The organism is Nevskia ramosa DSM 11499 (assembly GCF_000420645.1).
GTDB classification, from domain to species: domain Bacteria; phylum Pseudomonadota; class Gammaproteobacteria; order Nevskiales; family Nevskiaceae; genus Nevskia; species Nevskia ramosa.
On record NZ_ATVI01000005.1, the window covers coordinates 1,316,306 to 1,342,692 of the forward strand.

Genomic DNA, 26,387 nt, shown 5'->3' on the forward strand with positions numbered 1-26,387 from the left:
GCTGACCATCCGCAGCGCACCCATCCTTGGATCGGTTTTTTGACCGGAACACATCCTTACTCTCTTGCCATGACCTTTCCGTCACGGCATGCCGCAGGCAGCCGTCAGACGGTTGGGCAGGCGCCCGGGCTACACGGGCGCAGCCACTTGCACCGGATGGAGACCGATGATGAGCAATTCCCCAATGGCCGCGGCTGACACGGCGCCACAGTCCACCTACCGGGACGACAAGCGCCACTGGTGGTGGCTGCCGCTGCTGGTCGCGATTTCGCCGGTGCTGGGCGTTTACCTCGCGGCAACCACGAGCCAAAATCTCTGGCTGTGGATCACGCCCATCCTCTGGTACGCCGTGCTGCCGGTCGCCGACTGGCTGGTAGGCCGCGACACCCGCAATCCCTCTGACGCCGCGGTGCCCAGCCTGGAGTCGGATCGCTATTACAAGTTCCTGGTCTACGCCTCGATCCCGCTGTTCTATGTGACCTGGATCGTCGGCGTCTGGGCGGTGGCGACACAGGATTACAGCTGGGTCGGGTATCTGGGCGTCAGCCTGTCCGTGGCGCTGACCAATGGTCTGGCGCTGGTTGTGGGGCACGAGATCGGACACAAGACCGGCCGCTTCGAGAAACGTCTCGCCCAGGTCGTGCTCGCGGTGCCGGCTTACGGGCATTTCTCCGCCGAGCACAATCGTGGCCATCACAAGGACGTGGCGACACCGAATGATCCGGCTTCCTCGCGCTTCGGAGAATCGCTGTACGCCTTCGTGCTGCGCGAGATCCCGGGTGCCTTGAGTCGCGCCTGGCACGATGAGAAAGCCCGTCTGGCCCGTGGCGGCAAGAGCCCGTGGAGCCCGTCCAACGAGTTGCTGCAGTCTTTCTCGATCACCGCCTTGCTCTATGGCACGGCGCTGTTGCTGCTCGGGCCCGTGATCATTCCGTTCCTGCTGATCTCGACGTTCTGGGGCTGGCAGTTCCTGTCGACCTCCAACTACATCGAGCACTACGGCCTGCTGCGCCAGCAGCTGCCGGATGGCCGCTTCGAGCGTTGCCGCCCCGAGCACTCCTGGAACGCCGACCACGTCATCTCCAACCTGATGCTGTACCACCTGCAGCGCCACTCGGACCATCACGCGCGGCCGACCCGCTGCTATCAGGCGCTGCGCAGCGACAAGGCGCCTGAGCTGCCCTCGGGCTATCCGCTGTGCTTCACCTTGAGCTATTTCCCGCCACTCTGGCGTGCGGTGATGGATAAGCGCGTGCTCGCGGTCTACAGCGGCGACATCACCCGGGTCAACATTCAGCCGAGCAAGCGGGAGCAGATCCTGGCCCGGTACGGTGCCGCCCAGAAATCTGCGGCGGGAGCCTGATCATGGCGCGCTATCGCTGCCCCGGCTGCGGGTATGTGTACGACGAGGAAAAGGGCGATGAGCACGAGGGCTTCAAGCCGGGCACGCCCTGGCGCCTGGTGCCGGAGGATTGGGCCTGTGCCGATTGCGCTGTTCGCGACAAGGCGGATTTCGTCGAAGTCGACGGGCTCGCATCCGAGTAGCGTCACTCCGTTTCGGAAGGTCGTCGCAAAAGCCGAGTTTCGATCAATGGAGCGCCAGCCACTCGTCGCTCTGAGGCGTGGCTGGGCGGCCCGGAACAGCAGTTCGTCTCATGAGGACTTCTGCTGATCCCTGTCGCTGCTGAGACTTCGTTCATCGCACAGCCGTGCGCGCATGAACGGGGGACCAGAGCGATGGCCGTGCAATCCAGTATCACGACTCAAACTGCAATCGCGGGACGACTCGACGATTCACGCACGGCAACGCCGAGCGCTGCGCCGTCCCGTGCGGCGGTGGCCGCCTTGCGCGCTGCAGCGGCCTTCTGGTTCGTGGTGACCGTGCTGGGGCAGCTTGCGATGGCTGCTTATGTGGTCGGCTTCTATGGTCGTGCGGCGATGAAGGGCGAATTCGAAACCTGGAACAAGGTGTTGCCGAAGGGCTACATGGCCCGCGACACGCTGGGCAATCTCAATCTGTCGCTGCATCTGGTCTTCGTGGTGGTGATCGTCATCAGCGGTGCGCTGCAGCTGACACCGGCGGTGCGCAGGCTGTGGCCGCGCTTTCATCATTGGAACGGGCGCCTGTACCTGGCTTCGGCGTTGCTGATGAGTCTCGGCGGGCTGTACATGGTCTGGACGCGCAACACCGGCGGCGATGTGCTTCAGCACTTGTCAACAAGCATCAACGCCCTGCTGATCATCGGCTTTGGCGTCATGGCCGTGCGCGAGGCGATGGCTCGAAGACTCGATCGTCATCGCCGCTGGGCACTGCGCTTCTTCCTCGCAGTGAGCGGCGTCTGGTTCTTCCGGGTCGGCCTGATGTTCTGGATTCTCGTCAACCAGGGTCCGGTCGGCTTCGATCCGCAGACCTTTCGCGGGCCGGCGCTGACGGGCATCGCGTTCGGGCAATACCTGTTTCCACTGGCACTGCTCGAGCTTTACTTTCGCGCACAGCGGGCAGGCTCGCGGCAGCATTTCGCGATGGCCGGGGGACTGGTGGCGATGACCGCGGTAACCGCCGTCGGCGTCTTCGGCGCCTCGATGATCATGTGGTTGCCGCGCCTGCAGTAGCGGGTCGCTGACGGGCACTCAGCAAGGCACCGCGCTCGCGATCATTGCTATCGTCACCCCATGCCCACCGAGCCCACTAATCCACGTCTGCGAGGTCTTGCACGGGTGCTCGGCTGGCGCCGCATCCAGATCGCGCTCGGTTCATCGGCATTGTTGGGGCTGATCGTCAGCCCGTCGTACACCGGGCTGTCACTGATCGAAGTCCTCGGCCGTTTCCTGAGCTTGGGTGTCGTCTGCCTGCTGTCTTTCGGACTGTTCGAACGCTGGCCGAAACGACTGCCGCGATGGCTTGCGCGCTGGGTGCTGCAGGTGATCGGCGTGGCGGTGGTGATCCCGTTCACCGCGCTCGCGATCTACCTGGCAGTGACGCAAGGCGACGCGATGCCGCTCTGGAAGAACAACGATCGCCTCGGCGGCATGGCGAAGCTCGCGATGGTCGGGCTGCTCACCGCGCCGTGGATCACCGTGGCGGCGCTGTTCCGCCAGCGCGATTTCGCGGCGCACAGTCAGGCGCTGGCCTTCGAGCTCGAACGCAGCGAACTGGAACGTCAGGCGCTCGACTCACGGCTGCGCCTGCTGCAGGCGCAGGTGGAGCCGCACTTCCTTTTCAACACGCTCGCCAATCTGCGAGAGCTGGTCGATTCCGGTTCGCCGCAGGCCGCCACCGTGCTCGATCATCTGATCGGCTATCTGCGCGCCGCCGTGCCGCGCCTGCACGAACCCGCCACGACCATCGGCCAGGAAATGCAATTGGTCCGCGACTATCTGGCGTTGATGCACATGCGCATGCCCGATCGTCTGCAGTTCAGCCTGCAGGTCGACCAGCTGGCCCTGAACCTTCAGTGCCCGCCGATGATGCTGCTGACGCTGGTCGAGAACGCCGTGCGGCACGGCATCGATCCCTGCGAAGAGGGTGGCCGCATCGACGTGCAGGTACGGCTGCGCGACGGCCGCTGCCACGCCGAGGTCAGCGATACCGGTGTCGGCCTGCGGTCGTCGGCTGGCGAGGGCCTGGGCACCGGCTTGTCGACCTTGCGGGAACGTCTGCAGCTGGTCTTCGCCGGCGATGCGCAGTTGCGGCTGGCCTCGCTGGCGCCGCACGGCGTGCGCGCCGAACTGGATTTCCCGGCGCGCGAGACGCTTTCATGAACAATCGGCGTCCCACGGCATTGGTCGCCGATGACGAACCACTGCTCCGCAAGGCCCTGGTGCGCATGCTTGCGGCGGCCTGGCCCGAACTGAATGTCGTCGCCCAGGTGCGCAACGGCCGTGAGGCCGTGGAACAGTTCGAAGCCTTGAAGCCGGATGTCTGCTTTCTCGACGTGCACATGCCCGGCCTGTCCGGGATGGAAGCGGCGCGCGTCATCGGACGGCGCGCGCATCTGGTGTTCGTCACCGCCTACGACCAGTACGCGGTGCAGGCCTTCGAACAAGGCGCACTCGATTACCTGATCAAACCCGTCGAAGTGGAACGTCTCGAAGCAACGATCGTGCGGCTTCGCGAGCGCTTGCTGGCAGCGAAACCCTTGCCCGATACCACGGCGCTGCTGTCGCTGCTGGCCGAACACCTGCGCAAGGATGCAGTGCCGGCGCCGCTGCGTTGGGTGCATGTGTCGATCGGATCGACCCTGCGCCTGGTGCCGGTGGAGCGCATCGATTTCCTGCGCTCCGACGAGAAGTACACGCTGGTCGCCTGGCGTGGTGAAGACGGCAAGCCGGGCGAGGGGCTGATCCGCACGCCGTTGAAAGACCTGCTCGGCCAGCTCGATGCATCGCACTTCGCGCAGGTGCATCGCGCCGTGGTGGTGAACCTGCGCGCCATCAGCCATGTCACCCGCAGCCTCAACGAGACCGCCCACATTCATCTCAAGGGCCGCGTGGAGATCCTGCCGGTGAGCCGAAGCTACCTGCATCTCTTTCGGCAGATGTAGTCGGCGTCGGCGTTCTTCCGAGCGCGTCACATCAGCGCGAGTAATTGCGGGCTTCGCGTGGCATGTCTACCGGTAAAAGTGTCGATCTCGCATCCGTCATCGCCGACGAGTGCCGCAAACGTTTGATTTGCGGGGATTTCGAGAAAAACCTCAGGGCAGGCACCCTTTGTGATCAACCAACAGGGCGAGACGCACGACGCCATCAAGACCTTCAATGAGTCGCCGTTCGTCTCCGGAACGTCCGTTTCATGACTTGAAAAGCCGGCCCCGACAATCCTGGCGAATCCCCGCCCGATGTCCCGCCGCACCACTCATGGAGAAGAACTCATGTCCAGCGAAAACAAGCTGAAAGAAACCATTTCGGTGTTGAACAGCCTCATCGAAACCAGCAAGGACGGCCAGAAAGGCTTCAGCAAGGCTGCCGGCCACGCCCATGCGCCTGAACTTCGCACGCTGCTGGAAAGCTACGCAGCGGACTGCGAAAAGAGCGCTGCCGAACTTCAGGCCTGCGTCATCAACCTCGGCGGCACGCCGGAAACTAGTGGCACGGCGGCCGGTGCCCTGCATCGCGGCTGGTTGAACCTCAAGGCTTCGATGAGCGGTGATGACGATCTGGCGCTGCTCGAAGAATGCGAGCGCGGCGAAGATCATGCGAAGGCCGAGTACATCAAGGCCATGCAGGCGCCGATGTCAGGCGAAGTCCGGGACTTGCTGCAGCGCCAGTGCGATGGTGCCAAGGTCCACCATGACCGCATCCGCGAACTGCGCAATCAGCATCGCGAGGCCGAAACGATCTGAGTCGTTTCAGTGAAGGGTTGATCGGCTGATCCGTAACGGGATCGCGGCAAGCTGTTGTCACGATTGGCGCATGACTGAACCTTGAAGACCATCGGGCACGTCCAGTAACACTGGTCGTGCCCGATTTGCGTGGGACGCCTCCAGAACTTTCAGGTTCTGCAGATGCGGCAAAATGTCGCAATTGCTCACCGCGGTTTGCGGTCTTTCATGGCCTCTCTATGCCCAATCTGGCTGCATCAACAATCGAGCTGCTCCGCGCCGCATACACAGGCTTCAATGCTCGCGACACCGCCGCGGCCCTGGCCACGATGACGGCGGACGTGGCTTGGCCGCGCGCATTCAAGGGCGGCTTTGTCCGAGGCCAGGAAGCCGTGCGTGCTTATTGGACGGAGCAGTGGGGCGAGATCAATCCGCATGTAGAGCCACTGGCCTTCCACCCGGACGGTGGCTGCATCCTGGTCGAGGTCCATCAGGTAGTGCGCGATCTGGCCGGAGCCGTACTGGCCGACGAGCACGTCGGTCATCGCTTCACGTTGGAGCAAGGCCTGATCCAGAAGATGGAAGTCTGTGCGCCGCCATCACCCGATCGCCGCGCCTGAGCAGCGGTCCCTCACGTCTCAGACTGGAAATCACATGACCATCGAAACCGAAGACGACGTCGCGGCACTCAGGCGTATCGGCAAGATCGTTTCGTCCGTGCTTCAGGACATGCTCGATGCCGCCGAACCCGGCATGACCACGCGCGAGCTGGATTCGCTCGGCGAGCAGCTGCTGGGGCGACACGGTGCGCGATCGGCGCCGAAGCTCACCTACAACTTCCCGGGTTCAACCTGCATCAGCATCAACGAGGAAGCCGCACACGGCATCCCGGGTGATCGCGTGATTCGAGCTGGCGACGTCTTGAACGTCGATGTTTCCGCCGAGCTAGGCGGCTACTTCGCCGATACCGGCGGAACGAAGATCGTGCCGCCGACCAATCCGCAGAAGACGCGCTTGTGCCATGCGACGCGCACGGCCCTGCAGCAAGCGATGAAGCAGGCTCGTGCGGGCCGGCCCATCAATGGCATCGGCGCGGCAATCGAGGGAACGGCGAAGACCTACGGCTTCAGGGTCATCGAGAATCTCGGCAGCCACGGGGTTGGTCGCGCCCTTCATGAAGCGCCCGAGTACATTCCCGGCTACTTCGATCCGACGGACAAGCGCCTCCTGAAAGAGGGCATGGTGATCACCATCGAACCCTTTCTATCAACGAAGAGCCGTGTGGTGACCGAGGCGTCCCACGGCTGGACCCTGGTTGGCGCGGCTGGCAATTTGTCGGCGCAGTACGAGCACACGATGATCATCACCAGAGGCGAGCCCATCGTCGTCACTCAGCACTGAGGTGCGACCCAATAGCCCGCTGGCGGGGTCGGCTGCTCTCGCTGCCTAACACCAAGCAGAAGGCCCGACACCGCTGACGCGGTGTCGGGCCTTGACGCAAGGACCTCAGGCTGCCTTTTCGACCGCGACGAGCTTCGACACCACACCGTTCACCGCAATCCGGCGAGGCTTGGCCGACTCGGGGATACGGCGAACCAAGTCGACGCTGAGCAGGCCGTTCTTCAGGGTGGCGTTCTGCACCTCGATGTAGTCGGCGAGGCGGAAGCTCAGCTTGAACGCGCGCTGCGCGATGCCACGATGCAGGTACTGCGTCTCTTCGGCGATATCGCGCTTGATCGAGCCGATGGTGAGCACGTCCTTCTCGACCTGGATATCCAGATCTTCGTCCGACATGCCCGCAGCGGCAACGACGATGCGGTACTCGTCCTCACCTTTCTTCTCGACGTTGTACGGCGGATAGCTGGTCGATTCGACGCGCAATGCGGACTCGACGAGATCGTTGAAGCGGTCGAAGCCGATGGTGGAGCGATACAGCGGAGCAAGGGAAAAGCTGTTCATGACAATAACCTCCTGACGATTAGCGAAGTGGTGTGTGTCGGAACCCGAGCTGCAGCATCCCGACGAACAGGATTTTATGGCTGCCGTTTTTCGTTTCAAGAGGGATTTGTCGACGCCGCCGCACGGTCGGCGTTGACGGGAAGGGCGAGTTCCGGATTGATCCGGGTTTCCGTTATTCTACTCGTCAGTACTTCTTTCTTATTGAGTGGCCTTAATGGCGGTGAGCAAGCCTGCAAGCCGGAAAGCCGGCGTCGCCAAAGCAGCGGCGCGCGACAAGCCGGTGGTCGACGCGCCGCGCGTCCCGGCGCCTGCCGTTTCGATGCGCGATCAGGTCCAGGCCTTCAAGCGCGAGCAGATCCTCAAGGTCACCGCGGAACTGTTCTACGAGATCGGCTATCAGCGGACGACGCTGGACCGTGTCGCCGAACGTCTGGGCGTGACCAAGCCGTTCATCTACTACCACTACAAGGACAAGGCCGAACTGCTGTTCGAAATCAGCAAGCGCGGCATCACCGACGGCAACGAGATCCTCAGGCGCGCGCTTGCCGCCGACGGAACGACGACCGAACGGCTGAGCGAGGCGGTCAAGGCCATCGTTCGCACCATCGTCGCCGCACAACGCTACACAGCGATCTTCTTCCGCGAGCAGAAGAACTTCGATGCCGAGATTCGTGCGCCGCTGGAGACGATGCACCGCGAGTTCGACGACCTGCTGGCGCAGCTGCTTCAGGAGGGCGTGGACAAAGGGGAATTCCAGATCGACGACGTGCGCCTCTGTTCGCTGGCGATCGGCGGCATGATCAACTGGGCGTACACCTGGTATCGCGAGAATGGCCGGCTGTCGATCGATGCTCTATGCGACGGCATGGCCGGACTTGCATTGAAAGCCGTCGGCGCGAGCTAGGCCGCAGTCGCGCGGCTTTTCGGCGTCACCATGTAGTCAGCCAGATTCGGTTCACGGGTCATCGCCCAGTAGTCGACCAACCGCCAAGGCACCGGCGAGAACACCCGGCCGCGATCATTGCGGTACCAGTTGCGCATGCCGCCGTGCGTCCACACCAGTTGCGCGTGTTCCTCGTCAACACGACGGCAATAGTCGTCCTGAACCGCCTGCCGAACCTCGACGGCACCCATATCGCCCTCGATCATCGCCTTCAGGCAACCGCCGATGTAGCGCATCTGGCACTCGCTCATGAACATCAGGCTGCCGCCATGAGCGAGGCCGGTGTTCGGGCCGGAGATCACGAACAGATTCGGATAATCGGCGACCGTGGTGCCCAGGTAGGCCATCGGGTTATCGTCCCCCCAGCGCTCCCGCAGCGGCACACCGGAGCGCCCGCGGATGTCCATCGGGGCCAGCATCTTTCCGGCTTCGAAGCCGGTGGCCAGGATGATGACGTCCGGCTTGACGACCCGTCGTCCGGTGGTCAGCAGCTGACCGTTGTCGACGCACTGCACGGCCTCGGTGATCAGTTCTACGTTGTCGCGGCGCAGCGCCTGATACCAGCCGTTGTCGACCAGGATCCGCTTGCCGTAGGGCGGATAATCCGGAAGGCATTTGGCGATCAGGTCATCGCGTCCTTCCAGCTCGGACAGCAAATAACGGGTCATCGCCTCGCGATGCCGATCATTGCGATGATTCATGGCGCGCTCGGGATGCGGCCACTCCGGATCGTGCCTGAGGGTTCGCAGCAGGCCATCGCCGAACCGCCAGATCAGGCTGAAGCGATACCAGGCGTAGTACCAGGGCATATGCCGCAGCAACCAGCGCGTCTCGTCGCTGACCTTGCCGTGATAGTCCGGATCGGGTCGTGCCCATTGCGGTGAACGCTGGAACACCGTGACCTTCGCCGCTTCCGCCGCGACGCTGCGCAGGAACTGCATGCCGCTGGCACCGGTGCCGATCACCGCGACGTGCTTGCCCGCCAGGTCTGCGTCCGCCGGCCAGCGCGCGGAATGCCACCAGCTGCCGGCGAAGGTCTCCATGCCCGGGAATGCCGCCATCTTCGGCCGATTGAGCTGGCCGACGGCGCTGATCACGACCGACGCCCATTCCTCGAACACCCGGCCCTCGGCATCGCGGAGGTCGATCTGCCATTGCTGGCGATCCTGGTGCCAGTGCAGCGCCAGGACTTCGATGCCGAAACGGATGTGCCGCCGCAGGTCACGGCGCTCCGCCATGTTGCGCAGATAGGCCAGCACTTCGCCCCGCTTGGCGTAATTGCCGGACCAGTCGACATTGGGCTCGAACGAGTACGAGTAGAAGTGATTCGGTGTGTCGACGCCGGCTTCCGGATAATCGTTGTCGAGCCAGGTGCCTCCGAGATCGGCGCTCTTCTCGACGATGCGGAACGGGATGCCCATTTCCGCCAGGCGCACCGCCGCGCAGAGCCCGGAGATGCCGGCACCGATGACCAGCACGTCGAGCGACCTGGCCGCCGCCGCAGCCGGCACCGAGAGGTGCACGCGCCGATCCGCCAGCCCCATCTCCTCGCGGATCATCGGCACGTATTCGGCCGCCACGTCCTCGCCAAGCGAAACGCTCATGATCTCGCGCATGAAGGCGTCATCGGGTGGCGCTGCCGGCTGACGATGGCCGTCCTGCAGCGCCTTCATCAGCTGCGCTGCCGCCGCACGGATCTCCGCCTGCAGAGGCTCGGACAGACCACCGCTGGGATCCGGGAACAGGGAAATATCCCGCTTCGGCAGATACGGCGCGGCAATCCAGCGCCGCTCTCCGGTGAGGTGCGCCAGACAGGCCAGCAGGGTGGGGATGGAAGCCTTGGCCAGCGCACGCTCCGCCATCATCTCGATGCTCATTGCAGTGGTTCCTTGCGGCCGATGACGTCGATCCGGACCTTGATGCCGACCTGTTCGCGATCCCAGGTATCGGCAGTCACCCCGATGCGCCGCAGCTCGTGCTTCTGCACCTTTGCCGTCGGCGTCTTGGGCAGCGCCGGAACGATGCGGATGTAGCGAGGAATCATGAAATGAGCCATCCGCGCGCGCAGGAATTCGAGCAACTCGGGCGGATCTATCGTCGCCCCCACAACCGGTGCCACCACGATCATCACGTCTTCCTCGCCGAGTTCGCTGGGTACGCCAATGGCGGCCGCTTCCTGCACGCCGGGATGCAGCACCACATCGGCCTCCACTTCGAAGGAGGAGATGTTCTCGCCGCGGCGGCGGATCGCATCCTTGACGCGATCGACGAAAAACAAGTGGCCGCTCTCGTCACGACGGAAGGCATCGCCGGTATGGAACCAGCCATTGCGCCAGGCCTTGGCCGTCGCCTCCGGATTGCGGTGGTAGCCGCTGTTCATCGCCCAGGGACGGTCCGTGCGAACCATCATCTCGCCGACCTCGCCGGTGGCGACCTCGCAATCATGGCCATCGACCAGCCGGACCTCGACGCCTGGTCGCGGCAGGCCGCAGGTTCCGCGGACGGCGGGATTCGGCCCGGAGACGATCGGCGAGGACACCTCGGTCATGTTGAAGATCGTGTAGATGATCAAGCCAAAGCGCTTTGAAAACGCGGCGATGTCACCGCCGAGCGGCACCATCAGTGCCAGGCGCAGCGGATGGTCGCGGTCTGTCGGCGACGGCGGCTGCTTGTCGAGAAAGGTCGCCATGACGCCAAGCAGAAACGTCGCGGTGGTCCCCGTGGCGCGAATCACCGACCAGAATCGGGCGGTGTCGAAGCGGTCGACGAAGCTCACCGAGCCGCCACGCGCAAACATCACGTAGATGCCGCCGATGCCGCCGATGTGAAACATCGGCATGTTGACCAGATAGCGGTCCTCTGCCGTAAGGAAAGGCCAGGTTTCCGGGCCGGCATTGCTGTACAGATGCAGGTACGAGCACAACACGCCCTTCGACGGCCCGGTGGTGCCCGAGGTGTAGATCACGGCACAGGGATCCCAGGGCTCGATGGCGCATAGCGGCGCCGCGACCGTTCCAGCCGGAGGCAGCAATGCATCCGCATACGCCACAACGTCGAGCCGGGCCGGTGCTTCGGCAGGCCCGCCGACCACGATGAGGGTCTGCAGGCACGCGGTGTCGACCTCGCACAAGCGGGCGACCAGCTCCGCATGGACGATCGCGATCCTCGCATTGGCGTTATCGATCACATGCGCGAGCAGGGCACTCTTGTAGGCCGTGTTGATCGACACGAACACGGCGCCGAGCAACTGCACAGCGAAGAACACGCGCAGGCACTCCCGACCATTGGGCAGCCAGACCAGCACGGTATCGCCTTGCTGGACGCCGAGGTGCTGGAGGCCAAGAGCGGTCTGCCAGCTCAACTCGTGCAGGCGTCCATAGGTCCACTCTTCGCCGTTGTCGGCGTACTTCACAAACACCTTGTCGGGCTGTTCGCGGTTCCACCGCTCCAGCAGATCGTAGGTGACCACACGGTCGCGCGGCGGAATCCGCGAATCCCGGATCGCCGATCCAGCGGGGTAAGGGCTCACCACGATCGCGGCGGTCATCTAGCGGTCTCTGTCATGGTCGGCTGCCGATCGCAGCTAACCCGCAGACATTATCCTACTCATGAGTAGGTTTACAAGTTTTAAAGTACGTTCGACTACGCTAGAGTTCGGTGGTGGACAACCGACAAGAACGACCGAGAGGAGAACGCCGATGAACAAGCCACTGCAACTGGGCGATGCCCGCATTCACCGTATCGAGGAGTGGTCCGGGCTGTTCATGACACCGCAGACTCTCTTTGCAGGCTTCGACGCAGCGGACTACGCCCGCGTCCGTCAACACATTCCGCCGGCCTATCTGAACCTGGAGACCGATTCGCTGCTCGCCTGCCTGCAGAGCTTCGTGATCGAACTCGATGGCCGGCGCATCCTGATCGACACCGGTGCCGGCAACGACAAGGACCGCCCGGGCATCCCCTTGTTCGCACGCTTGAACACGCCGTTCCTGAAGACGCTGGAGGCCGCCGGCTTTACCCGCGAGTCCATCGACCTGGTCATCTGCACCCATCTGCATGTCGACCATGTCGGCTGGAACACGATGCTGCAGGACGATACCTGGGTGCCGACCTTCCCGAACGCGAAGTACGTGTTCACCGATCCCGACGCGGAATACTGGGATCCGCAGAACCGCTCGCGTTTCCCGAACATGGTCGGCGAACAGGTGAACGCCGGTTTCTTCGAGGACAGCGTCAGGCCGATCCTGGATCGCGGCCTTGCGCAAATCGTGCGCGGGCCGACCATTCTGATGGACGGCCTGCGGCTCGATCCGGCTCCTGGCCACACGCCGGGCAGCCAGACCATCACCGTCGAGAGCCGCGGCCAGCGCGCAACCTTCGTCGGCGACATCGTGCATCACCCGCTGCAGGTGTTCTGCCCGACCTGGAACAGCATCTTCTGCGAGAACGCCGATCAGGCACGCGCCACACGCAGCGCGGTGCTGGAACGCGTCGCGCACGAGGAGGCGATCATGATTCCGGCTCATTTCGCCGGCAATCACATGGTTCGCGTCTCCCGGATCAGCGACGGCTTCGCGCCGCAGGGGCTGTGAGCGTGCGCACCGCCCAGTTCGAGCAGACGGCGACGGAACGCGTGCTGATGGGTCTGCCTGCGGCAGAGGCCCTGCAAGCCGAAGCGGATCGACTGGGTGCCCAGCGCGTGTTCCTGATCGTCAGCGACAGCCTGATCCGGCAGAGCGACGAGATCGCGCGCATCGAGACCGCGCTGGGCGCTCGCTGCGCCGGCGTCTGCTCGGGCATCCAGCCGCACGTCCCGCGCGCCAGCGTGTTGACCGCCACGGAGATGGCACGCGAGGCGAAGGCGGATCTGATCGTGTCGGTCGGCGGCGGCTCGGTGACCGATGCCGCCAAGATCGTGGCCCTGGCGCTGCGCCATGATTTCCGTCGGCACGAGGATTTCGAGCCCCATCACTTCCTCGTTACCGACGCCGGCGAGCTGCACTGGCCGGCGTTCGAAGGCCCGTCGGTGCGCGTGATCTGCGTGCCGACGACCCTGTCCGGCGGCGAGTTCAACCCCCTCTCCGGAGCCACCGACGAGCGCATCAGGATCAAGCAGGGCTACACGCATCGCCAGATGGTGCCGGTGAGCGTGATCCTCGACCCGGCGCTGACGCGCCACACACCCGAGTGGCTATGGCTGTCCACCGGGGTGCGCGCCATCGACCACGCCTGCGAGACGCTGGGCTCGCTGCTGTCCAATGACTTCTGCGACGGTCTGGCTACGAGCGCGCTGCAGTTGCTGGCGGAAGGTCTGCGCCGGGTCAAGCAGAACCCGGATGACCTGGAGGCGCGGCTCAAGTGCCAGATCGGTGCCTGGCAGTCGATGATCCCAGTCATCGCCGGCGTGCCGATGGGGATCAGCCACGCCACAGGGCATGCACTCGGCGGCACTTTCGATGTGCCGCACGGCCATACCTCCTGCGTGATGGCACCGTTCGCCCTGGCCTACAACGCGCCGGTCAATGCGGCGCGGCAGACGCGGATCAGCAGTGCGCTCGGTCAGCCGGGCGAGCCCGCGAGCGAAGTCATCGACCGTTTCATCCGCGACCTGGGCATGCCGCGGAGCCTGGGCGAGGTCGGTGTGCACGAGCACGATCTGACACGGCTGGCGGAGGCAGTGATGCACGATCTGTGGACGCGTACCAATCCGCGTCCCCTCGATGATCTCGAGGCCGTCCGCCAGTTCCTGAGCACCGCGCTCTAAGCGGAGAGTCCTGCGGTGGATAGACTCTGGATCGCCAGCCGGAGAACCGGTCAGCCGCGCATCGCCACGGCCAATGGCGAGCTCTTCGCGCTTGGGGTTGCCGCCTAGCCGCTGCTCCGAGCGTTCAGTCGCTGACGGATCTTGCATAGGTCCGCCATCAGGCGCGTCTGCTCCTAAGAGTCGCCGAGCGCAAGAAATCGCAGCACGATGCCTTCGTGCAACTGCACCTCAAGCTGCAGGCTGAGACGATTCGGATGCCCACCAAGGTCTCCGTGTCGTTCCCCTCTATCGGATCGCAGATCGGCTGTTGAAATCGGGACGTCGCATTCGCTGATCCAGGCGGGCGTCGTATCGCTACGTTTTTGCTGGCAACCCAGACCTGCGATGCGAAATCGGCATAGCCGTCGAAAGGGGTCTCCCTCGACGGAAATGAAAACGTCGGAATGACCGAAGCATCAAAGCTGAAGGGGAAGCTCGAGGTGCGTGCGATAGATGAAATCGCGATGTGCCATCAGGATCGGAGTGGTGGCTGCGCGCAGCAGTGGATCGCTGTTGGTGTACACCTCGCGGAATAGTGGCGCCATCTCGCAAAGATCTGGCGGAAGCGGTTCGAGCATGGCTGCAGCGGTGGCCCAGTAGATGTCCAGGGCAGTGAGGGAATCGCCCATGAAATAGGGCGAGCCGCGCGCCTGCTGTTTCTCGAGTTGCGCGGTGAACCGCTGCATAACCTCGACGCAGCGCCCTGGGGCAGCCGCCGATACCTCCGGCCCGTACCAGTATTTGCGGCCGAGCTTTTCGTAGATCGCACGCGTGGTCGCGTCGCGCTCCGGCCGCGTGAAGTCGCGCACCATCAGGTGTCGCCGGTTCCATGAGAATCCGTTCTCGCCCATGAGTTCGTTCGCCAGACCCAGCATCAGCACACGCTCGTCCCAGTCCTGCGGAATGAGTCGCGGTGTGGACGCGAGGCGCTCGAACAGGAATAGCTGCTCGATCCAGGTGCAGCGGGGTGGCTCATCGTTCCAGCAGGCCACTGGTGCGGTGGTCTGCGCGGTCCAGCGCAACAGTTCGGGATTGGGCCCGAGCACATCCTGTCTAGCCTTCACGTAGGGCAATTTCTTGACATGCAGGATGCCCTTGGCCGCCTCGCTGAACGGCCCGGGGATGCCCGGCGTCAGCACGACGCGCAGGCCCGGCAGGGACATGGCTTCGGCGACTTCGATGTATCGGGTCATGCAGGCTCTCCCCGTCAATCCGCCTTCGGCACCGCTCCGGTGAGCGATGTCCGCGCCGAGATTTCGATCCAGTTGCCGTCTGGGTCCTTCACGAAGCCGAAACGCGCCACGTCGCGGAAGCTGATCGCTGTGCGTGCCAGCCGTCCGCCGCGCGCGATGATCCCGGCCATCGCTGCGTCGGCGTCGAAGATCTGCACGGTCAGGTAGCGGTAGCCGAGGCCGATGAAATCCTCGGTCTCGCTGCCGCCGGATCCTTCCTTGACGAACAACAGCGTGTCTCCGCAGCGCGCGGTGTTCGCGTCGATACGATCGAATTCCATCGCGTCGACGTAGAACGCCATCATCCGTGCCGGATCGGGTGTGCGCACGGTGATGCCGATGCGCGTGAGGCCGTCCGTACCCGGCGGGACGAGGCGGACGACGTTTCCATCTGCGTCGGTCCCGTCCCATTGCCTGTCGTGGCGGACGATGCTGAGACCCACGTAGCCGGTGGGCGGCAGCGCCGGCAGTTCGTCGGCCCAGTGGTTGACCTTGATCACGGAGCCGTGGGCGTCGAAGCGGTGTTGTACCCAGCCCGGCTTCAATGTCAGTTCGTGGTCCAGGCGCAGGCCCGCAGTGCCTTCCCAGAACGCGCGTTGCGGCCCGATGTTGCGCGTGAACAGGCCGAGATCCAGATGCTGCTTGGCGAGCTTCATCGGCGAGACCTAATCCGGCAGATCATCGAGCGCGTCATTGTCGAGCGCCTGCAGCGCGCCGCCGATCGCCATGTGCATGAGCATCTTGTCGCCGCGCTCGGTGCGCTTGACGATCAGCGTTGCGGCGATGGCCACGGCGATGACGGCGAAGCTGTAGTGCGCGTAGTCGCGCATCAGGTGATCGAAGCTGTAGTCGCGCACGCCGTGCTGCAGCAGATCCTCGTGGTACTCCTTGAGCAGGGCGCGCTCGTGAGTCTTGCGGGTCTCGCGATCGAAGATGCCGCTGAGGAAGTAGGCGACGTCCATGCCCGAACCGAGAAAATTGCTGGTCTGCCAGTCGACCACGCAGATGCGTTCGCTGGGGCCGCCGAACAGCATGTTGTCGGGCCTGAAATCGTTGTGGGAAAAACACTTCGGGAACTCGCGCGGGCGATTCCAGTACGCATGATTGCGCACGTACTTGTCACCCACGCGCTTGAACTCGGGCGTCAGGTACTCGGTGTAGTGCTTGCACACGTGATCCCAGGATCGCTCGATCAGTTCGGTGGTGTAGAAACCCTGAGCGCCCTCCGGCACGTAAAGCCAGGGCTGGGCCATCAGCTCCCGGTCGTTCCAGAACGCCGCGTGCAGCAGCGCCGCTTCCTTGAGCGCGCGGCGCGCTTCGTCGAACGTGCAGCCCTTGAACTGATCGCCCTGGCGCGCGGGCGCCATGTCTTCGAGCAGCAGCGTGAAGTCGTTGGCCTGATCGATTTCTGCGACGTACACCGCCGGCGTGCGGATCTTCGCGCGATGCGCCAGCTCGCGGTAGAACATCACTTCGGAGCGATAGAAGCCCATGGTCTTGCCGGATTCGGCCGCCACCGCATTCGCCGAGGGAAATTTTCCGACCACTGACTTCGGCGCTTCCGGCGGCAGCGTTCCCTTGTATTGCAGATGGAAGCGACGAGTCTCGCCGAGCTGGCCGGTACCGACCTGCTCCATGCGCAGGCTCTCGACCGTGGCGTCCACGCCTCGTTGCGAAAGGGCTTGCGTGATCCATGCCGGTGTCACCTGGTCCGGCGTCACGATTGCTAGAGCTTCGGTCATGGAGCGCTCAGGCGGCTTTCCGGGACTGTGTCCACGCGACGGCCGACGGTTCCGGGAGCGGGCAGCTCTCGCTGACCAGTTGCGTCACCTTGAGGATGCGACCCAGGCCCAGAGCCATCGCGCTCCACATCAGCAGCTCGGTGATCTGCTCGTCGCTGAAGTAGTTCTTCAGCTCGGCGAAATGCTCCTCGGTGATCGCATGGTGGTTGTTGCCGAAAGCAGTGGCGAAGCGCACCACGGCGCGCTCCTTGTCGTTCAGCGTGCTGCCGTCCACGCCGGGAATCGCGGAGATGTCCTTCTCGTCGACCTCGTCCGTGTAGCGCACCGCCTGGCAGAGCTGGCATTGCGTGCCCTGCGCGATGGCGAGGCGGGCCAGTTCGGTGATGCGCGGACCCAGCTTGTTGTCGAACCAGATGCTGAAGTAATACGGGAAGAAGGTCTCGCAGTGCTTGGGAATATTGCCAAGCAGACCGATGTATTCCTGGAAGTGCGGCATGAACGCGGGATCGACCTTGGGATACAGATCGTCTGCGATCTTGCGCAGGTACGGCGTCAGGTTCTGGTGTTCGACGGTGCCGACGAGCATGTGATTTCTCCGGTGAGGCAGGGGCTCGGTCACGATGGTACGGACGACGGCGCCACGGAAATTGGCTAGGACTGACATCGGATTGGGCCAGGACGGACCCCGGAATCGCCCGACTATGAAAGGCGATCGGCAGCGCCATACTGGTCCGGTCAGCCCACGTCAGAAGAGCATCGCCATGACGACTCTCTCATTGCCCCTGGTCCACGGATGGCAGGATCCGGATGTGTGGAGCACCGGCACCGTCGCACCCGGCAAGCAGTTCGAATGCTGGCGGGCCTTCGTGGTGGACGCGCACATGCGGTGGGACATCCGCCCCATCCGCTGCGACCGCTTCCCCGCCTACATGCGCCAGGGTCGCTTCGATGGCTATCGCGTCACGCATCTGACCGCCCGTCACGGCGGCATCGTCGGCCGGCGCGGACCGCAGGAGATCGCGCTCGACGATGAGGCGTTCTTCAATCTCATCTACATCGCGGAAGGCTCGATCAGCCTGACCATCGGCGGCCAGGACATCGCACTCGCGCCGGGTCAGTTCACGCTCTGGGACACCACGCGCCCCATGCGTTTCGTCACCGGCGAGAACCTGCGTCAGATCACTTTTGCCGTGCCACAGGCAGCGCTGCGACGATTGCTGCCGCGTGTCGATGACCATGTCGGACAACCGATCGACGCGGCTGCCGATGTGAGTCGGCTGTTCGTGAACCATCTCCTGACGCTGGACGCGACCTTCGGCGAGTTGCCGCAGGCAGCGGCCGGACACGTCCTGCGCGCCACCCTGGAGCTGCTCGCGGCCACGCTGAGCGCCAAGGATTCGCCCGAACCGCGCGACGGTTCCCAGTTGCTGCTGCGACAGGCAATGAACTACGTCGAGCAGCACCTTGGCGAACCGACGCTGGACACTCGTGCGGTCGCGCGTGCCTACGACATCAGCGAGCGCCACTTGCATCGCCTGTTCGAAAAGGCCGACACCACGCCGGCAGCGTGGATTCGTCGCCAGCGCCTCGAGCGTTGTCGCAACGATCTGCACGGCTCGCCGCGCGCGAGCATCACCGAGATCGCCTATCGCTGGGGATTTCGCGATTCAGGCACGTTCAGCAAGATCTTTCGCAAGGCGTTCGGGTTGACACCGCGCGAGGAGCGGGCAGGGCTCGTTGAGAGGCCTGGCCTCAAGGAATGAAGACGGCAGCGCCCGGCAGCGTCGGTATTTCCTGATCCTGCAACCACGCTGATGCGAGTGGCCAGAGCACGTCGCGAAAACGCTCGTTGAAAAACGCGAAGTGACCGATTGCATCGAAGCCAAGCGACGCGGGGTCGAGCCGCAGGTGGTGCCGATCTGCGCCCTTGAAGTACGCGAGCAAGCGGTCGACGGCTGATGGCGTGCCGAACGGGTCGTCGTTCGCGGCCAATGCGAGGATGGGAGCGGTGACCGAAGCAAAACGCTCTACCAACAGCTCTGCTTCGTCTCGACTCAGCCGATGCCCGCGCCCCCATCGAAGACTGTTCTCGAAGCGGCTTCCCATGCCTGACCAATCCCGGACAACGCCCTTGGGGGTGTCCTCCATCCAGCCCAGTCGCTTGGCCGGCAAATAGCCGACGAGCGCGACGATCGAGGGCATCAGGAGATGCCAGCGCAGCAGCATTCCGCGACGCTCGCGGGGCGTGTAGTCGCGCCAATATGCGTACTGCGCGCCTACCGTGAAGATGCGCCGGACGTGCAGGGCAGACGGTGCCATCCCGATCAGGAAGCCGCCGACGGAGTGGCCGACAAAGTCGATCGACCGGGCCGGGAAAGCCGAACGGACGTAGGTCAGGACCGCTTCGAGGTCGGTCCCCCAGTCGAGCCAGCCTGCCTCCAGACCTTTGAGCGACCCGTGGCGCGAGCCACCGATGCCCCGATAGTCGAAAGTCACGACGTCATGGCCACGGCTGAACAGGAAAGCGGCGAAACGTGCGTAGTAACGCGACAGCACCGATGTGGCAGACGCGATGACCACGACGGGACGCGGCGGTTGCGAAGCGAAGCGGGCAGACCAGATGTGCGCCTTCAGGCGGTACTGATCAGGCGTGACGATTTCGACGGACTCTGGATTCATGCTCACCGATCACTATGCGTTCAGGAGGCAGAGACCCACTGCTCGCTTTTGCTCCAGAGCGTACGGGCCAGGTTCGCATCGCTGGCGACCTCGGAGGGTCGGCTGCTGCGGCAGTTGTCGTAATACAGGCCGCTGTCGCCGGCCAGGACCGGGTCCGTGGCGCAGTACAGCGTGGTCGCCGCACCTTCGTCCTCGCTGATCATGAAGCGCTTGATCAGCCGATCGAACGGCCAGGGTACGGCGCGCCAGACGTTGGTGGCTACGACGCCGGGATGGACCGCGTAGGAGGTGACGCCGCTGCCTTTCAGCCTGCGCGCCAATTCCGCAGCGAACAGGACGTTGGCCAGCTTGGCGACGGCATATTCCTTCAAGCCGCCGGCACTCTGCGTCGGCCGCCGCAGGGCTTCGAAGTCGATGCCCTTGGCATGGCGGTGGGCCTTGCTGGCGACGACCACGATGCGGGACGGTGCCGCGGCTTTCAGGGCATCCATCAGCAGTTGCGTCAGCAGGAAGTGGCCGATGTGGCAGACCCCGAAGGTCAGCTCGAAGCCGGAGGCGCTCATCCCGCGTTGACCCGCCAATCCAGCGTTGGCGACCAGCAGGTGCAGCGGCAGGCCGCGAGCGAGGAAGCGCTCGGCGCAGGCGCGGACTGAGACGAGGTCGCCGAGATCGAGGGGCAGGAACTCGGCTCTGGCGGTGCCGCCGCTGCGCTGCGCGATGTCGTCGAGTACCGCATGCGCGCTGGCTTCATTCCGGCAAGCAAGGAACACGTGCCAGCCCTGCATTGCCAGCGCTCGTGCCGTGACTTTGCCGATACCGGAGTTGGCACCGGTGACCAGTGCGACCTTGCCGTTCGGCGTGATGGTATTCATGGCGGATCAGATCTTCGGTCGGGTCGGGTAGGGAAGCTGTTGTGTGAATGAACGAAAATAACTGTTCCATGCATGTCGAAATGCCTGGATGTCATTTGTCTGGCGGAACACAACTGTCGACGATCCTCAGAAGAAGCACCATGACCAAGATGATGGGGGCCGTGCAGGCTGCGCGTTTGAACTCCCAGAGTTCCACAATCTCGACATGACCGACGCACGTGACCCATCCTCCGGCATTCGCCTCACCCGCGCGCATGATCGCCGTCTGCGGGCGATGTACCGTTCGGCCGGCTGGCCCTGCCTCGATGGCATCGAGATCGAGTTGCTGGGCCACGGTCTGCTTGAACGCGTTACCGACGGTCGTGGCTCGGAGTATCTGCGTGTCACCGACGCCGGCATCGCTCGACTTGCCCAGTCACTGAACCAGAACCGCCAGGCTTTCGATGCCCACGAAGCACTGGTCGATCGCGTTGCCCGGGAAATGGCGGGACAAGGCCGAATCGCCTGGCGGGGCCTGACCCTGCTCGGCAAGCCCGATGACGCCTGGCAACACTTGAAGCCGGATGTCTTTTCAATCCGGAACACCACGGTCGAGGACTACGTCGAACCTCTGGTCCACGAGATCAAGGTCCGGCGGGCCGATCTGCTGTGCGATCTGCGGAAGCCCGAGAAGCGGGCCGGTTATCGGGCCTTGGCCAGTGGCTGCTATTACGTCCTCGCCGAAGGGATCGGCACTGCCGAGGACATTCCGCCTGAGTGCGGCGTCATGATTGCCACGCCGACCCAGATTCTCGTGATCCGACCAGCACCGCGCCGCGCCATCAGGCTGGCGTTCCATCAATGGATGGCGCTCACCAAGGCCCAGCGGATCCATGCCGACGACAGGCTCGAACCGATGTTGTGAGCCCGACGTGCTTCAGTGGGTGATCGTGCAGCCGCTCACTTCGCCGCCGCTTTGCCCTCCGGCAACGCTGGAGCGTTGGCCGGATCCAGGCCGGCCTTGCGTGCGATCGCCGCGTAGCGGGGATCGTCGCGATAGGCGGCAAGCAGGCTCGACGTGAAGAGCTGGTTGACGCCAGGGTCCTTGATCGCCAGTGCGCGATCCAGCCAGCGGAACGCTTCGTCGGGATTCTTGCGCGCTGCATAGAGTTCGCCGATCTGGAACGGCGAGTCGGCGCCGTTCTCGCCGATCAGCGCGTCCAGCTCGGCGTCCGCCTGCTGGCGATCACCGTGCGCGGACAGCGCCATCGCCAGCGCCCAACGACGCCAGAAAGGATCGGTTTCCTCGCGGGCGACGGCGATCGCTGCAGCGGTGTCGCCCTGGTGGATCTTGGTGATGGCGAGCTGGGAATGAGTCGTTGCCGCCTGCGGCTCGACCTCGATCGCCTTGCGGAGTGCGGCTTCGGCTTCGTCGAAGCGTCCGGTCAGATCCAGCAGGAGGCCGCGCGAGAACAGCGCATCACGAGACAGGGGATCGAGCGCGACCGCGCGGTCGATCGTGACGAGCGCCGCACCGAGGTGGCCGCGCTCGGACTGCATCAGGCCGAACTGGCGGATCACGCCCGCATCATTCGGCGCGAGCTCGGCGGCCCGCGCAAACTCTCTTTCGGCGTCCGCAAATCGAAGGTCGATCCTCAGAAGCTGGGCGAGGGCGAAATGGGCGCGGGCGAGATCGGGCTCGAGTTCCAGGGCCGTGGCCACCGTCGAACGCACATGGGCCATGATGGCTTCGCGGTCGGCTGCCGAATCGTTGGAATAGGTCCCGGCATACCAGAGCGCGGAGATGGCGAGTTGCGCGTGGGCGAGCGCATAGCGCGGATCCAGGGCGATCGCGCGTTCGTAGAATTCCATGGCCTTGAACTCATCGGCTGCATCCGCACGCCGGGAGTGGAAGTTGCCCTGCAGCAGCGCCTGGTAGGCCTCGACATTGCCGCTTGGTGGCCGCCCGTCACCGGGCTCGGCGACCAGGGTTTGCGTCATCGCGATTCCCAGCGAATGTTGCAGTTGGCGGGTCACGGCGGTGGCGATTTCGCTCTGCACTGCGAAGATGTCCTTAAGGTCGCGATCGTAGGAATCGGACCAGACGTTGGAGCCGTCGTCGGTGCGTACCAGCGCCACGCCGATGCGCAAACGGTCCGCGGCCTTGCGCACGCTGCCGTCGACCAGATAGCCGACACCGAGCTTTTGTCCGATGGTTCGCGGATCGTCCTTGCTGTTCTTGAACTGGAACGACGAGGTACGGCCCATGACTTTGAAAGCGCCAGCGCGGCCAAGGCTGTTGATCAACTCTTCCGACAGCCCGTCCGAGAAATACTCCTGATCATGTTCCGGACTCAGGTCAGCGAAGGCGAGCACCGCGATGGACTTTCCATCAGGCACCGCCGTGGACTTCGCGAGCGTGGTGCTTGGAGCGGTTGGCAACGCAAAACGCCAGGCCAGCACACCGCCGACCGCCAACAGCGCAGTGAGGATCAGCACCTCGGTGGTCGTCATCCGCTGCCTGCCGCGTTCGCCGTGATACCAGGCGAGGACCAAGGTCACGAAGAAGCCGACGGCCGCCGCAACGATGAAAACGCGCACGATCTCGGCAGGCCAGTCGAAGCGCTGTCCGACGAGATCAAGAATCTGGATGAGGCCGAACGAGGCAGCGACGTAGGCAAGCGCCCATTGCACGACCTTGCGCTGCCTGAGACGCTGGAAAAACTCATCCACCTGCGAGGCTCCCCAAGAGCATGTCTCGACTTTACTGCATCACCCGGATGCGGAGATTGCCCTATCCTGCTCGGCGGCGGCCGTTCGCCGTGATCAGCGGATCCTGCTCATCAGCTTCGGTCGCCAGACAGCCAGGACGATGTTCGCGACGCAGATGCCGATGAGAAGCAGCAAGGTGTTGCGCTCTGAATGCAGCATGCTCGCAAGCAGCGACGGGTCGGCCGCCGCTGCGGCGAGTTCCGCGTGCTTGCGGCTGGCGCCGACGGTGAGGAGCGTGCCCTCGAAAACGGATAGTCCGAGCAGGGCCTTGACCCAGGCCCAACCAGCATCGTGGAACCCCCGCGTCGCGGCGATCGAGAGGAGACCGGTGACGAGGACGGCCGCAAGGGAAGGGAAGAGGACGTAGTGCGCGATGGCGTTGAAGGCTTCGCGCGCCGCGACGAAGTTCGCGGGTGACGCACCTGGGGATGCCAGGTTGATGACCAGGCACGCCGCCAATCCGCCGCCCAAGCCGAGCGCCGCAATCTCGTGCAGAGCCTTCAGACTTCGCCGCCAGAATCGGACTGTGTCCACAATCTCCTCCCGCCCAACATCATCGGCATTGAACCAGGATCGCATCGGTCAACGCTTGAGATCGGATTGAAACACGCAAGCCGACTCGTCGATCAGAATACTTCGCGAAGAAGCTGGCGAATCACCCGCATCGCTGAAAGTGCGGACCCGCGAAGCCGGCAAGCGCTTTTGGACGGGGAAGGCGGCCCCAGACTCATTCAGCAAACAAGACCTATCGACGTCAGGGAAGGTCGAGCACCACGCCATCAGGAAGCTTCAATGTGCCGCTGATCGGCATTGCGGAGACGAACTCGCTTTCGGTCTCGGCGAAAATCTGCTGCATCTGGGCCGCTGACTGTAGTAGCCCTTCAAACGACGTCGAAGATCGCTCAGGTCAAGGTGGCGATCGATGCTGCGCAGCAGATGATCCTGCGGGACGTGGGCGTCGAGATTGAAGGAGTAAAACAACCAATCCTGTCCGCTGCTCTGCCTCGCGTCCCCGATTACGCCGACGCACTTAGGACATCAACATCCGCGCCAGCGTCCGCGAGACCAGGGGAGTTTTTCAACAGAATCGGCACATAGCGGACACCGGGCGAGGGGAGTCTTGACAACTTGCCCCTATCGAGATAATCGAAAAGCGCGGCGTTTGATTCGATTGAAAAGAGCAGCTGTGCCAACAACGGGTTCTTAACAAACGGGCGAGGCGTCACCATTTCTGGCGGACTCGTTGCGATTAGAAGGTTTTGCTCGAAGCTCCTTCAACCATCAGTGCCAAGCGGATCGTCGAGGCGATCAGCAGGAGCACATGGAGACCAAGATTTGCGGCGTCTGCGATGAGCACACAGGGGCCGTTAAAAGCTCAGACCTTTGTTAGTGCAACATCGTCCGCAGGCCAAACCGACATCGCAACGACGATCATCCGGTCCAATTCGCTTCTAGTAGCTCCGGATTGAGGAAAATTCAAGATCGCTTGCATCACCCCCAGAAAATGCCAAGCCAGCGCGCCTGCATCTGCATCAGTTGGCAGTTCGCCAGCTGCAATCGCTTCCTGAAGCCAACTTTCTAGCAGACCGCGCTGCTGGCTCATACCCCAGATCGCCGCCTTCCGTCCTACCGGCGGCAGATCGATCAGCTCAGCACAACTTCTCGCGAGCAGACAACCCGGGGGCCGATGGGACCGCATTGGAAGCAGCCCTCGAAGTAAAGCCTCGAGCCGCTCACGCCCACTGCTGCCCTTACAGGAACTGATCCTGGTCATCACTCGATCCGTATAGGTTCCAAGCGCTATCTCGAACAGGCCGTCCTTGTCTTGAAAACGTTGATAGATGCTTGAACGCGATAGTCCTGTCGCTTCGGTCAGCACGTTGATCGTTGTGGCCGCGTATCCGTGACGCCAGAAGGCCTCCACGGCAGCGTCAATGACAGCCCCTTCGTCGTATTGCGGTTTACCGCTCATCTGAGAAATCCTTTGACAAGATGGAATTATCATTCCAAGATACATGAACCGATCGTTCCATGATGCTCGCGAAGGACGCTTAAATGTTTGACCATCTAAATTCCAATGTTAAGCCTAGAGTCGCCATCGCGGGTGCAACCGGACGCGTCGGCGCTACGTTGACGACGTTGCTTATCGATGACCCGATTGACCTCGTCCTGCTAACGCGCCAGCCACACACAGCACGACTGCCGGAGGGGGTGATCCCATTGGCGGTCGACTTCAAACGCGCCGACACACTTGAAGGGGCTCTGCGCGGCGTAGACCGGCTTTTTATCGCACATGGCACTTCGCCAGAGCAGGTCGCTAACGAGATCGCATTGATTGATGCAGCGGTTGCAGCAGGCGTCCATCACATCGTAAAGCTGTCTGCATTCGGTCCTGCTACCCGCCTTCTTCCCCTCGCTTGGCATATGGAGATCGAAGCTTACTTGGCGCAGCAGCCGATCGCATCTACGGTACTGCGACCGACGGCTTTCGCCGATGTGCTCAAGCGGGCGGGGCCACTCATTGCCGCCGGTTCCTGGACAGGCGCAGCGGGAAATGGCCGAGTGAACTTCATCGACACTCGCGACGTTGCTGATGTAGCCCGCATCGCGTTGCTCGAGGAAATCACAGCGAACTCGCAACGTGCTTATCACCTATCTGGTCCGCGCGCGTGGACTATGAAACAGGTTGCGGAAGAGTTGACTCGCCTACTCGGACATCCGGTTACCTATCTTGACTGTTCACCTATCGAGCGGCGTGAGGCCCTGCTCAGCAGTGGACTTTCACCGTTGGTTACCGATCTTTTAGTTGGGCTCGACCGAATGTTTCGCGAGTCGACGCTCGCAGAAACGACCTCGACTGTCTCGGAACTGACTGGAAAAATTCCACGCTCGTTGACGGAATGGTTGACCGAGAACCTTGACGTATTTCGAGCGTGAGTCGGCGCACTCGCACCGAATAAGATCGAACTATCGTTGACGCGTGCGCCAGCTCCCGATCTGAACAGAACATATCAACCTCGATGGTAGGTTGCGCGAGAGGATGGAGACTTTGAAATCACGCTAACGCAGTTCGTCCAGATACAGC

Annotated in this window: 26 protein-coding genes and 1 pseudogene; 14 read left to right on the top strand and 13 right to left on the bottom strand. The window is 63.3% G+C overall.

The genetic code is table 11. From position 1 onward, the window contains the following. Positions 1 to 169 precede the first annotated feature (169 nt). The 8 genes from G513_RS0106540 (at position 170) to map (ending at position 6,722) form a co-directional block, all read left to right on the top strand. On the top strand, positions 170 to 1,363 hold the full coding sequence (locus tag G513_RS0106540) for an alkane 1-monooxygenase (protein WP_051144363.1): 1,194 nt from the start codon (positions 170 to 172) through the stop codon (positions 1,361 to 1,363). A 2-nt stretch (positions 1,364 to 1,365) separates the two neighbouring features. Next, entirely contained in the window at positions 1,366 to 1,545 is a 180-nt protein-coding gene (locus tag G513_RS21730; protein WP_022976025.1) for a rubredoxin, read from the top strand. A gap of 198 nt (positions 1,546 to 1,743) precedes the next feature. Further along, entirely contained in the window at positions 1,744 to 2,613 is an 870-nt protein-coding gene (locus G513_RS0106550; RefSeq protein WP_245563070.1) for a DUF2306 domain-containing protein, read from the top strand. 60 nt (positions 2,614 to 2,673) lie between these two features. Beyond that, positions 2,674 to 3,762: a sensor histidine kinase gene (locus G513_RS0106555; RefSeq protein ID WP_028475222.1), complete on the top strand. Its 1,089-nt coding sequence runs from the start codon at positions 2,674 to 2,676 to the stop codon at positions 3,760 to 3,762. Next, a complete protein-coding gene (locus G513_RS0106560) occupies positions 3,759 to 4,544 on the top strand; it encodes a LytR/AlgR family response regulator transcription factor (protein WP_022976028.1) in 786 nt (261 codons plus the stop codon). The genes G513_RS0106555 and G513_RS0106560 overlap by 4 nt, the downstream gene beginning before the upstream one ends. Positions 4,545 to 4,871: 327 nt before the next feature. After that, positions 4,872 to 5,342 (top strand): PA2169 family four-helix-bundle protein, encoded by a 471-nt coding sequence (locus G513_RS0106570; protein ID WP_022976030.1) that lies wholly within the window; start codon positions 4,872 to 4,874, stop codon positions 5,340 to 5,342. A gap of 218 nt (positions 5,343 to 5,560) precedes the next feature. Next, complete coding sequence (locus G513_RS0106575; protein WP_022976031.1) at positions 5,561 to 5,941, top strand: nuclear transport factor 2 family protein; 381 nt, start codon at positions 5,561 to 5,563, stop codon at positions 5,939 to 5,941. A gap of 34 nt (positions 5,942 to 5,975) precedes the next feature. Further along, complete coding sequence (map, locus tag G513_RS0106580) at positions 5,976 to 6,722, top strand: type I methionyl aminopeptidase (RefSeq protein WP_022976032.1); 747 nt, start codon at positions 5,976 to 5,978, stop codon at positions 6,720 to 6,722. Positions 6,723 to 6,827: 105 nt separating this feature from the next. Here the strand turns inward: map and G513_RS0106585 are convergent, their stop codons facing one another. After that, positions 6,828 to 7,280, bottom strand: coding sequence for an Hsp20 family protein (locus G513_RS0106585; RefSeq protein ID WP_022976033.1), 453 nt, complete (start codon positions 7,278 to 7,280; stop codon positions 6,828 to 6,830). 220 nt (positions 7,281 to 7,500) lie between these two features. On the opposite strand from G513_RS0106585, the gene G513_RS0106590 reads away from it, so the two are divergent. Then, positions 7,501 to 8,184, top strand: a complete 684-nt coding sequence (locus tag G513_RS0106590; protein ID WP_169560530.1) for a TetR/AcrR family transcriptional regulator — start codon at positions 7,501 to 7,503, stop codon at positions 8,182 to 8,184. Here G513_RS0106590 and G513_RS0106595 read toward each other — a convergent pair. Continuing rightward, on the bottom strand, positions 8,181 to 10,100 hold the full coding sequence (locus G513_RS0106595; RefSeq protein WP_022976035.1) for a flavin-containing monooxygenase: 1,920 nt from the start codon (positions 10,098 to 10,100) through the stop codon (positions 8,181 to 8,183). The genes G513_RS0106590 and G513_RS0106595 overlap by 4 nt on opposite strands. Continuing rightward, positions 10,097 to 11,770, bottom strand: a complete 1,674-nt coding sequence (locus G513_RS0106600; protein ID WP_022976036.1) for an AMP-binding protein — start codon at positions 11,768 to 11,770, stop codon at positions 10,097 to 10,099. Before G513_RS0106600 ends, G513_RS0106595 begins: the two co-directional genes overlap by 4 nt. Positions 11,771 to 11,921: 151 nt before the next feature. On the opposite strand from G513_RS0106600, the gene G513_RS0106605 reads away from it, so the two are divergent. Both G513_RS0106605 and G513_RS0106610 read left to right on the top strand, forming a co-directional pair. Beyond that, positions 11,922 to 12,815, top strand: coding sequence for an MBL fold metallo-hydrolase (locus G513_RS0106605; RefSeq protein ID WP_022976037.1), 894 nt, complete (start codon positions 11,922 to 11,924; stop codon positions 12,813 to 12,815). Positions 12,816 to 12,817: 2 nt separating this feature from the next. Then, positions 12,818 to 13,987, top strand: coding sequence for an iron-containing alcohol dehydrogenase (locus tag G513_RS0106610; protein ID WP_028475224.1), 1,170 nt, complete (start codon positions 12,818 to 12,820; stop codon positions 13,985 to 13,987). A gap of 455 nt (positions 13,988 to 14,442) precedes the next feature. Here G513_RS0106610 and G513_RS0106615 read toward each other — a convergent pair whose 3' ends face one another. The 4 genes from G513_RS0106615 to G513_RS24740 are packed head-to-tail and all read right to left on the bottom strand — an operon-like array spanning position 14,443 to position 17,586. After that, positions 14,443 to 15,219 carry a glutathione S-transferase family protein gene (locus G513_RS0106615; RefSeq protein WP_022976039.1) on the bottom strand — a complete coding sequence of 259 codons (777 nt, stop codon included), beginning with the start codon at positions 15,217 to 15,219 and terminating at the stop codon, positions 14,443 to 14,445. 14 nt (positions 15,220 to 15,233) lie between these two features. After that, a complete protein-coding gene (locus G513_RS0106620; protein ID WP_022976040.1) occupies positions 15,234 to 15,914 on the bottom strand; it encodes a VOC family protein in 681 nt (226 codons plus the stop codon). A gap of 9 nt (positions 15,915 to 15,923) precedes the next feature. Further along, on the bottom strand, positions 15,924 to 17,000 hold the full coding sequence (locus G513_RS0106625; RefSeq protein ID WP_022976041.1) for an oxidoreductase family protein: 1,077 nt from the start codon (positions 16,998 to 17,000) through the stop codon (positions 15,924 to 15,926). 7 nt (positions 17,001 to 17,007) lie between these two features. After that, positions 17,008 to 17,586: a carboxymuconolactone decarboxylase family protein gene (locus G513_RS24740; protein ID WP_022976042.1), complete on the bottom strand. Its 579-nt coding sequence runs from the start codon at positions 17,584 to 17,586 to the stop codon at positions 17,008 to 17,010. 175 nt (positions 17,587 to 17,761) lie between these two features. Between G513_RS24740 and G513_RS24745 the strand changes: the two genes are divergently transcribed. After that, complete coding sequence (locus G513_RS24745) at positions 17,762 to 18,763, top strand: AraC-like ligand-binding domain-containing protein (protein WP_169560532.1); 1,002 nt, start codon at positions 17,762 to 17,764, stop codon at positions 18,761 to 18,763. Here the strand turns inward: G513_RS24745 and G513_RS21745 are convergent. Both G513_RS21745 and G513_RS0106645 read right to left on the bottom strand, forming a co-directional pair. Further along, positions 18,753 to 19,679, bottom strand: a complete 927-nt coding sequence (locus G513_RS21745) for an alpha/beta hydrolase family protein (protein WP_022976044.1) — start codon at positions 19,677 to 19,679, stop codon at positions 18,753 to 18,755. The two genes, G513_RS24745 and G513_RS21745, sit on opposite strands and share 11 nt — an antisense overlap. A gap of 20 nt (positions 19,680 to 19,699) precedes the next feature. Beyond that, positions 19,700 to 20,551 (bottom strand): SDR family oxidoreductase, encoded by an 852-nt coding sequence (locus G513_RS0106645; RefSeq protein ID WP_022976045.1) that lies wholly within the window; start codon positions 20,549 to 20,551, stop codon positions 19,700 to 19,702. 205 nt (positions 20,552 to 20,756) lie between these two features. Here G513_RS0106645 and G513_RS21750 point away from each other — a divergent pair, with 205 nt between their 5' ends. Beyond that, a complete protein-coding gene (locus G513_RS21750) occupies positions 20,757 to 21,455 on the top strand; it encodes a hypothetical protein (protein ID WP_051144331.1) in 699 nt (232 codons plus the stop codon). 35 nt (positions 21,456 to 21,490) lie between these two features. Here the strand turns inward: G513_RS21750 and G513_RS24750 are convergent, their stop codons facing one another. From G513_RS24750 to G513_RS0106675, 4 genes and pseudogenes are all read right to left on the bottom strand, one after another. Then, positions 21,491 to 23,263: a tetratricopeptide repeat protein gene (locus G513_RS24750; protein WP_022976046.1), complete on the bottom strand. Its 1,773-nt coding sequence runs from the start codon at positions 23,261 to 23,263 to the stop codon at positions 21,491 to 21,493. A gap of 93 nt (positions 23,264 to 23,356) precedes the next feature. Continuing rightward, positions 23,357 to 23,881: a hypothetical protein gene (locus G513_RS0106660; protein WP_022976047.1), complete on the bottom strand. Its 525-nt coding sequence runs from the start codon at positions 23,879 to 23,881 to the stop codon at positions 23,357 to 23,359. 288 nt (positions 23,882 to 24,169) lie between these two features. Beyond that, positions 24,170 to 24,319, bottom strand: a pseudogene (locus tag G513_RS26515) (IS5/IS1182 family transposase); the annotation flags it as partial. Between the two features lie 358 nt (positions 24,320 to 24,677). Further along, a complete protein-coding gene (locus G513_RS0106675) occupies positions 24,678 to 25,274 on the bottom strand; it encodes a TetR/AcrR family transcriptional regulator (RefSeq protein WP_022976050.1) in 597 nt (198 codons plus the stop codon). Positions 25,275 to 25,357: 83 nt separating this feature from the next. On the opposite strand from G513_RS0106675, the gene G513_RS0106680 reads away from it, so the two are divergent. Beyond that, positions 25,358 to 26,239 carry an SDR family oxidoreductase gene (locus G513_RS0106680; RefSeq protein ID WP_022976051.1) on the top strand — a complete coding sequence of 294 codons (882 nt, stop codon included), beginning with the start codon at positions 25,358 to 25,360 and terminating at the stop codon, positions 26,237 to 26,239. The last annotated feature ends 148 nt before the right edge of the window (positions 26,240 to 26,387 follow it).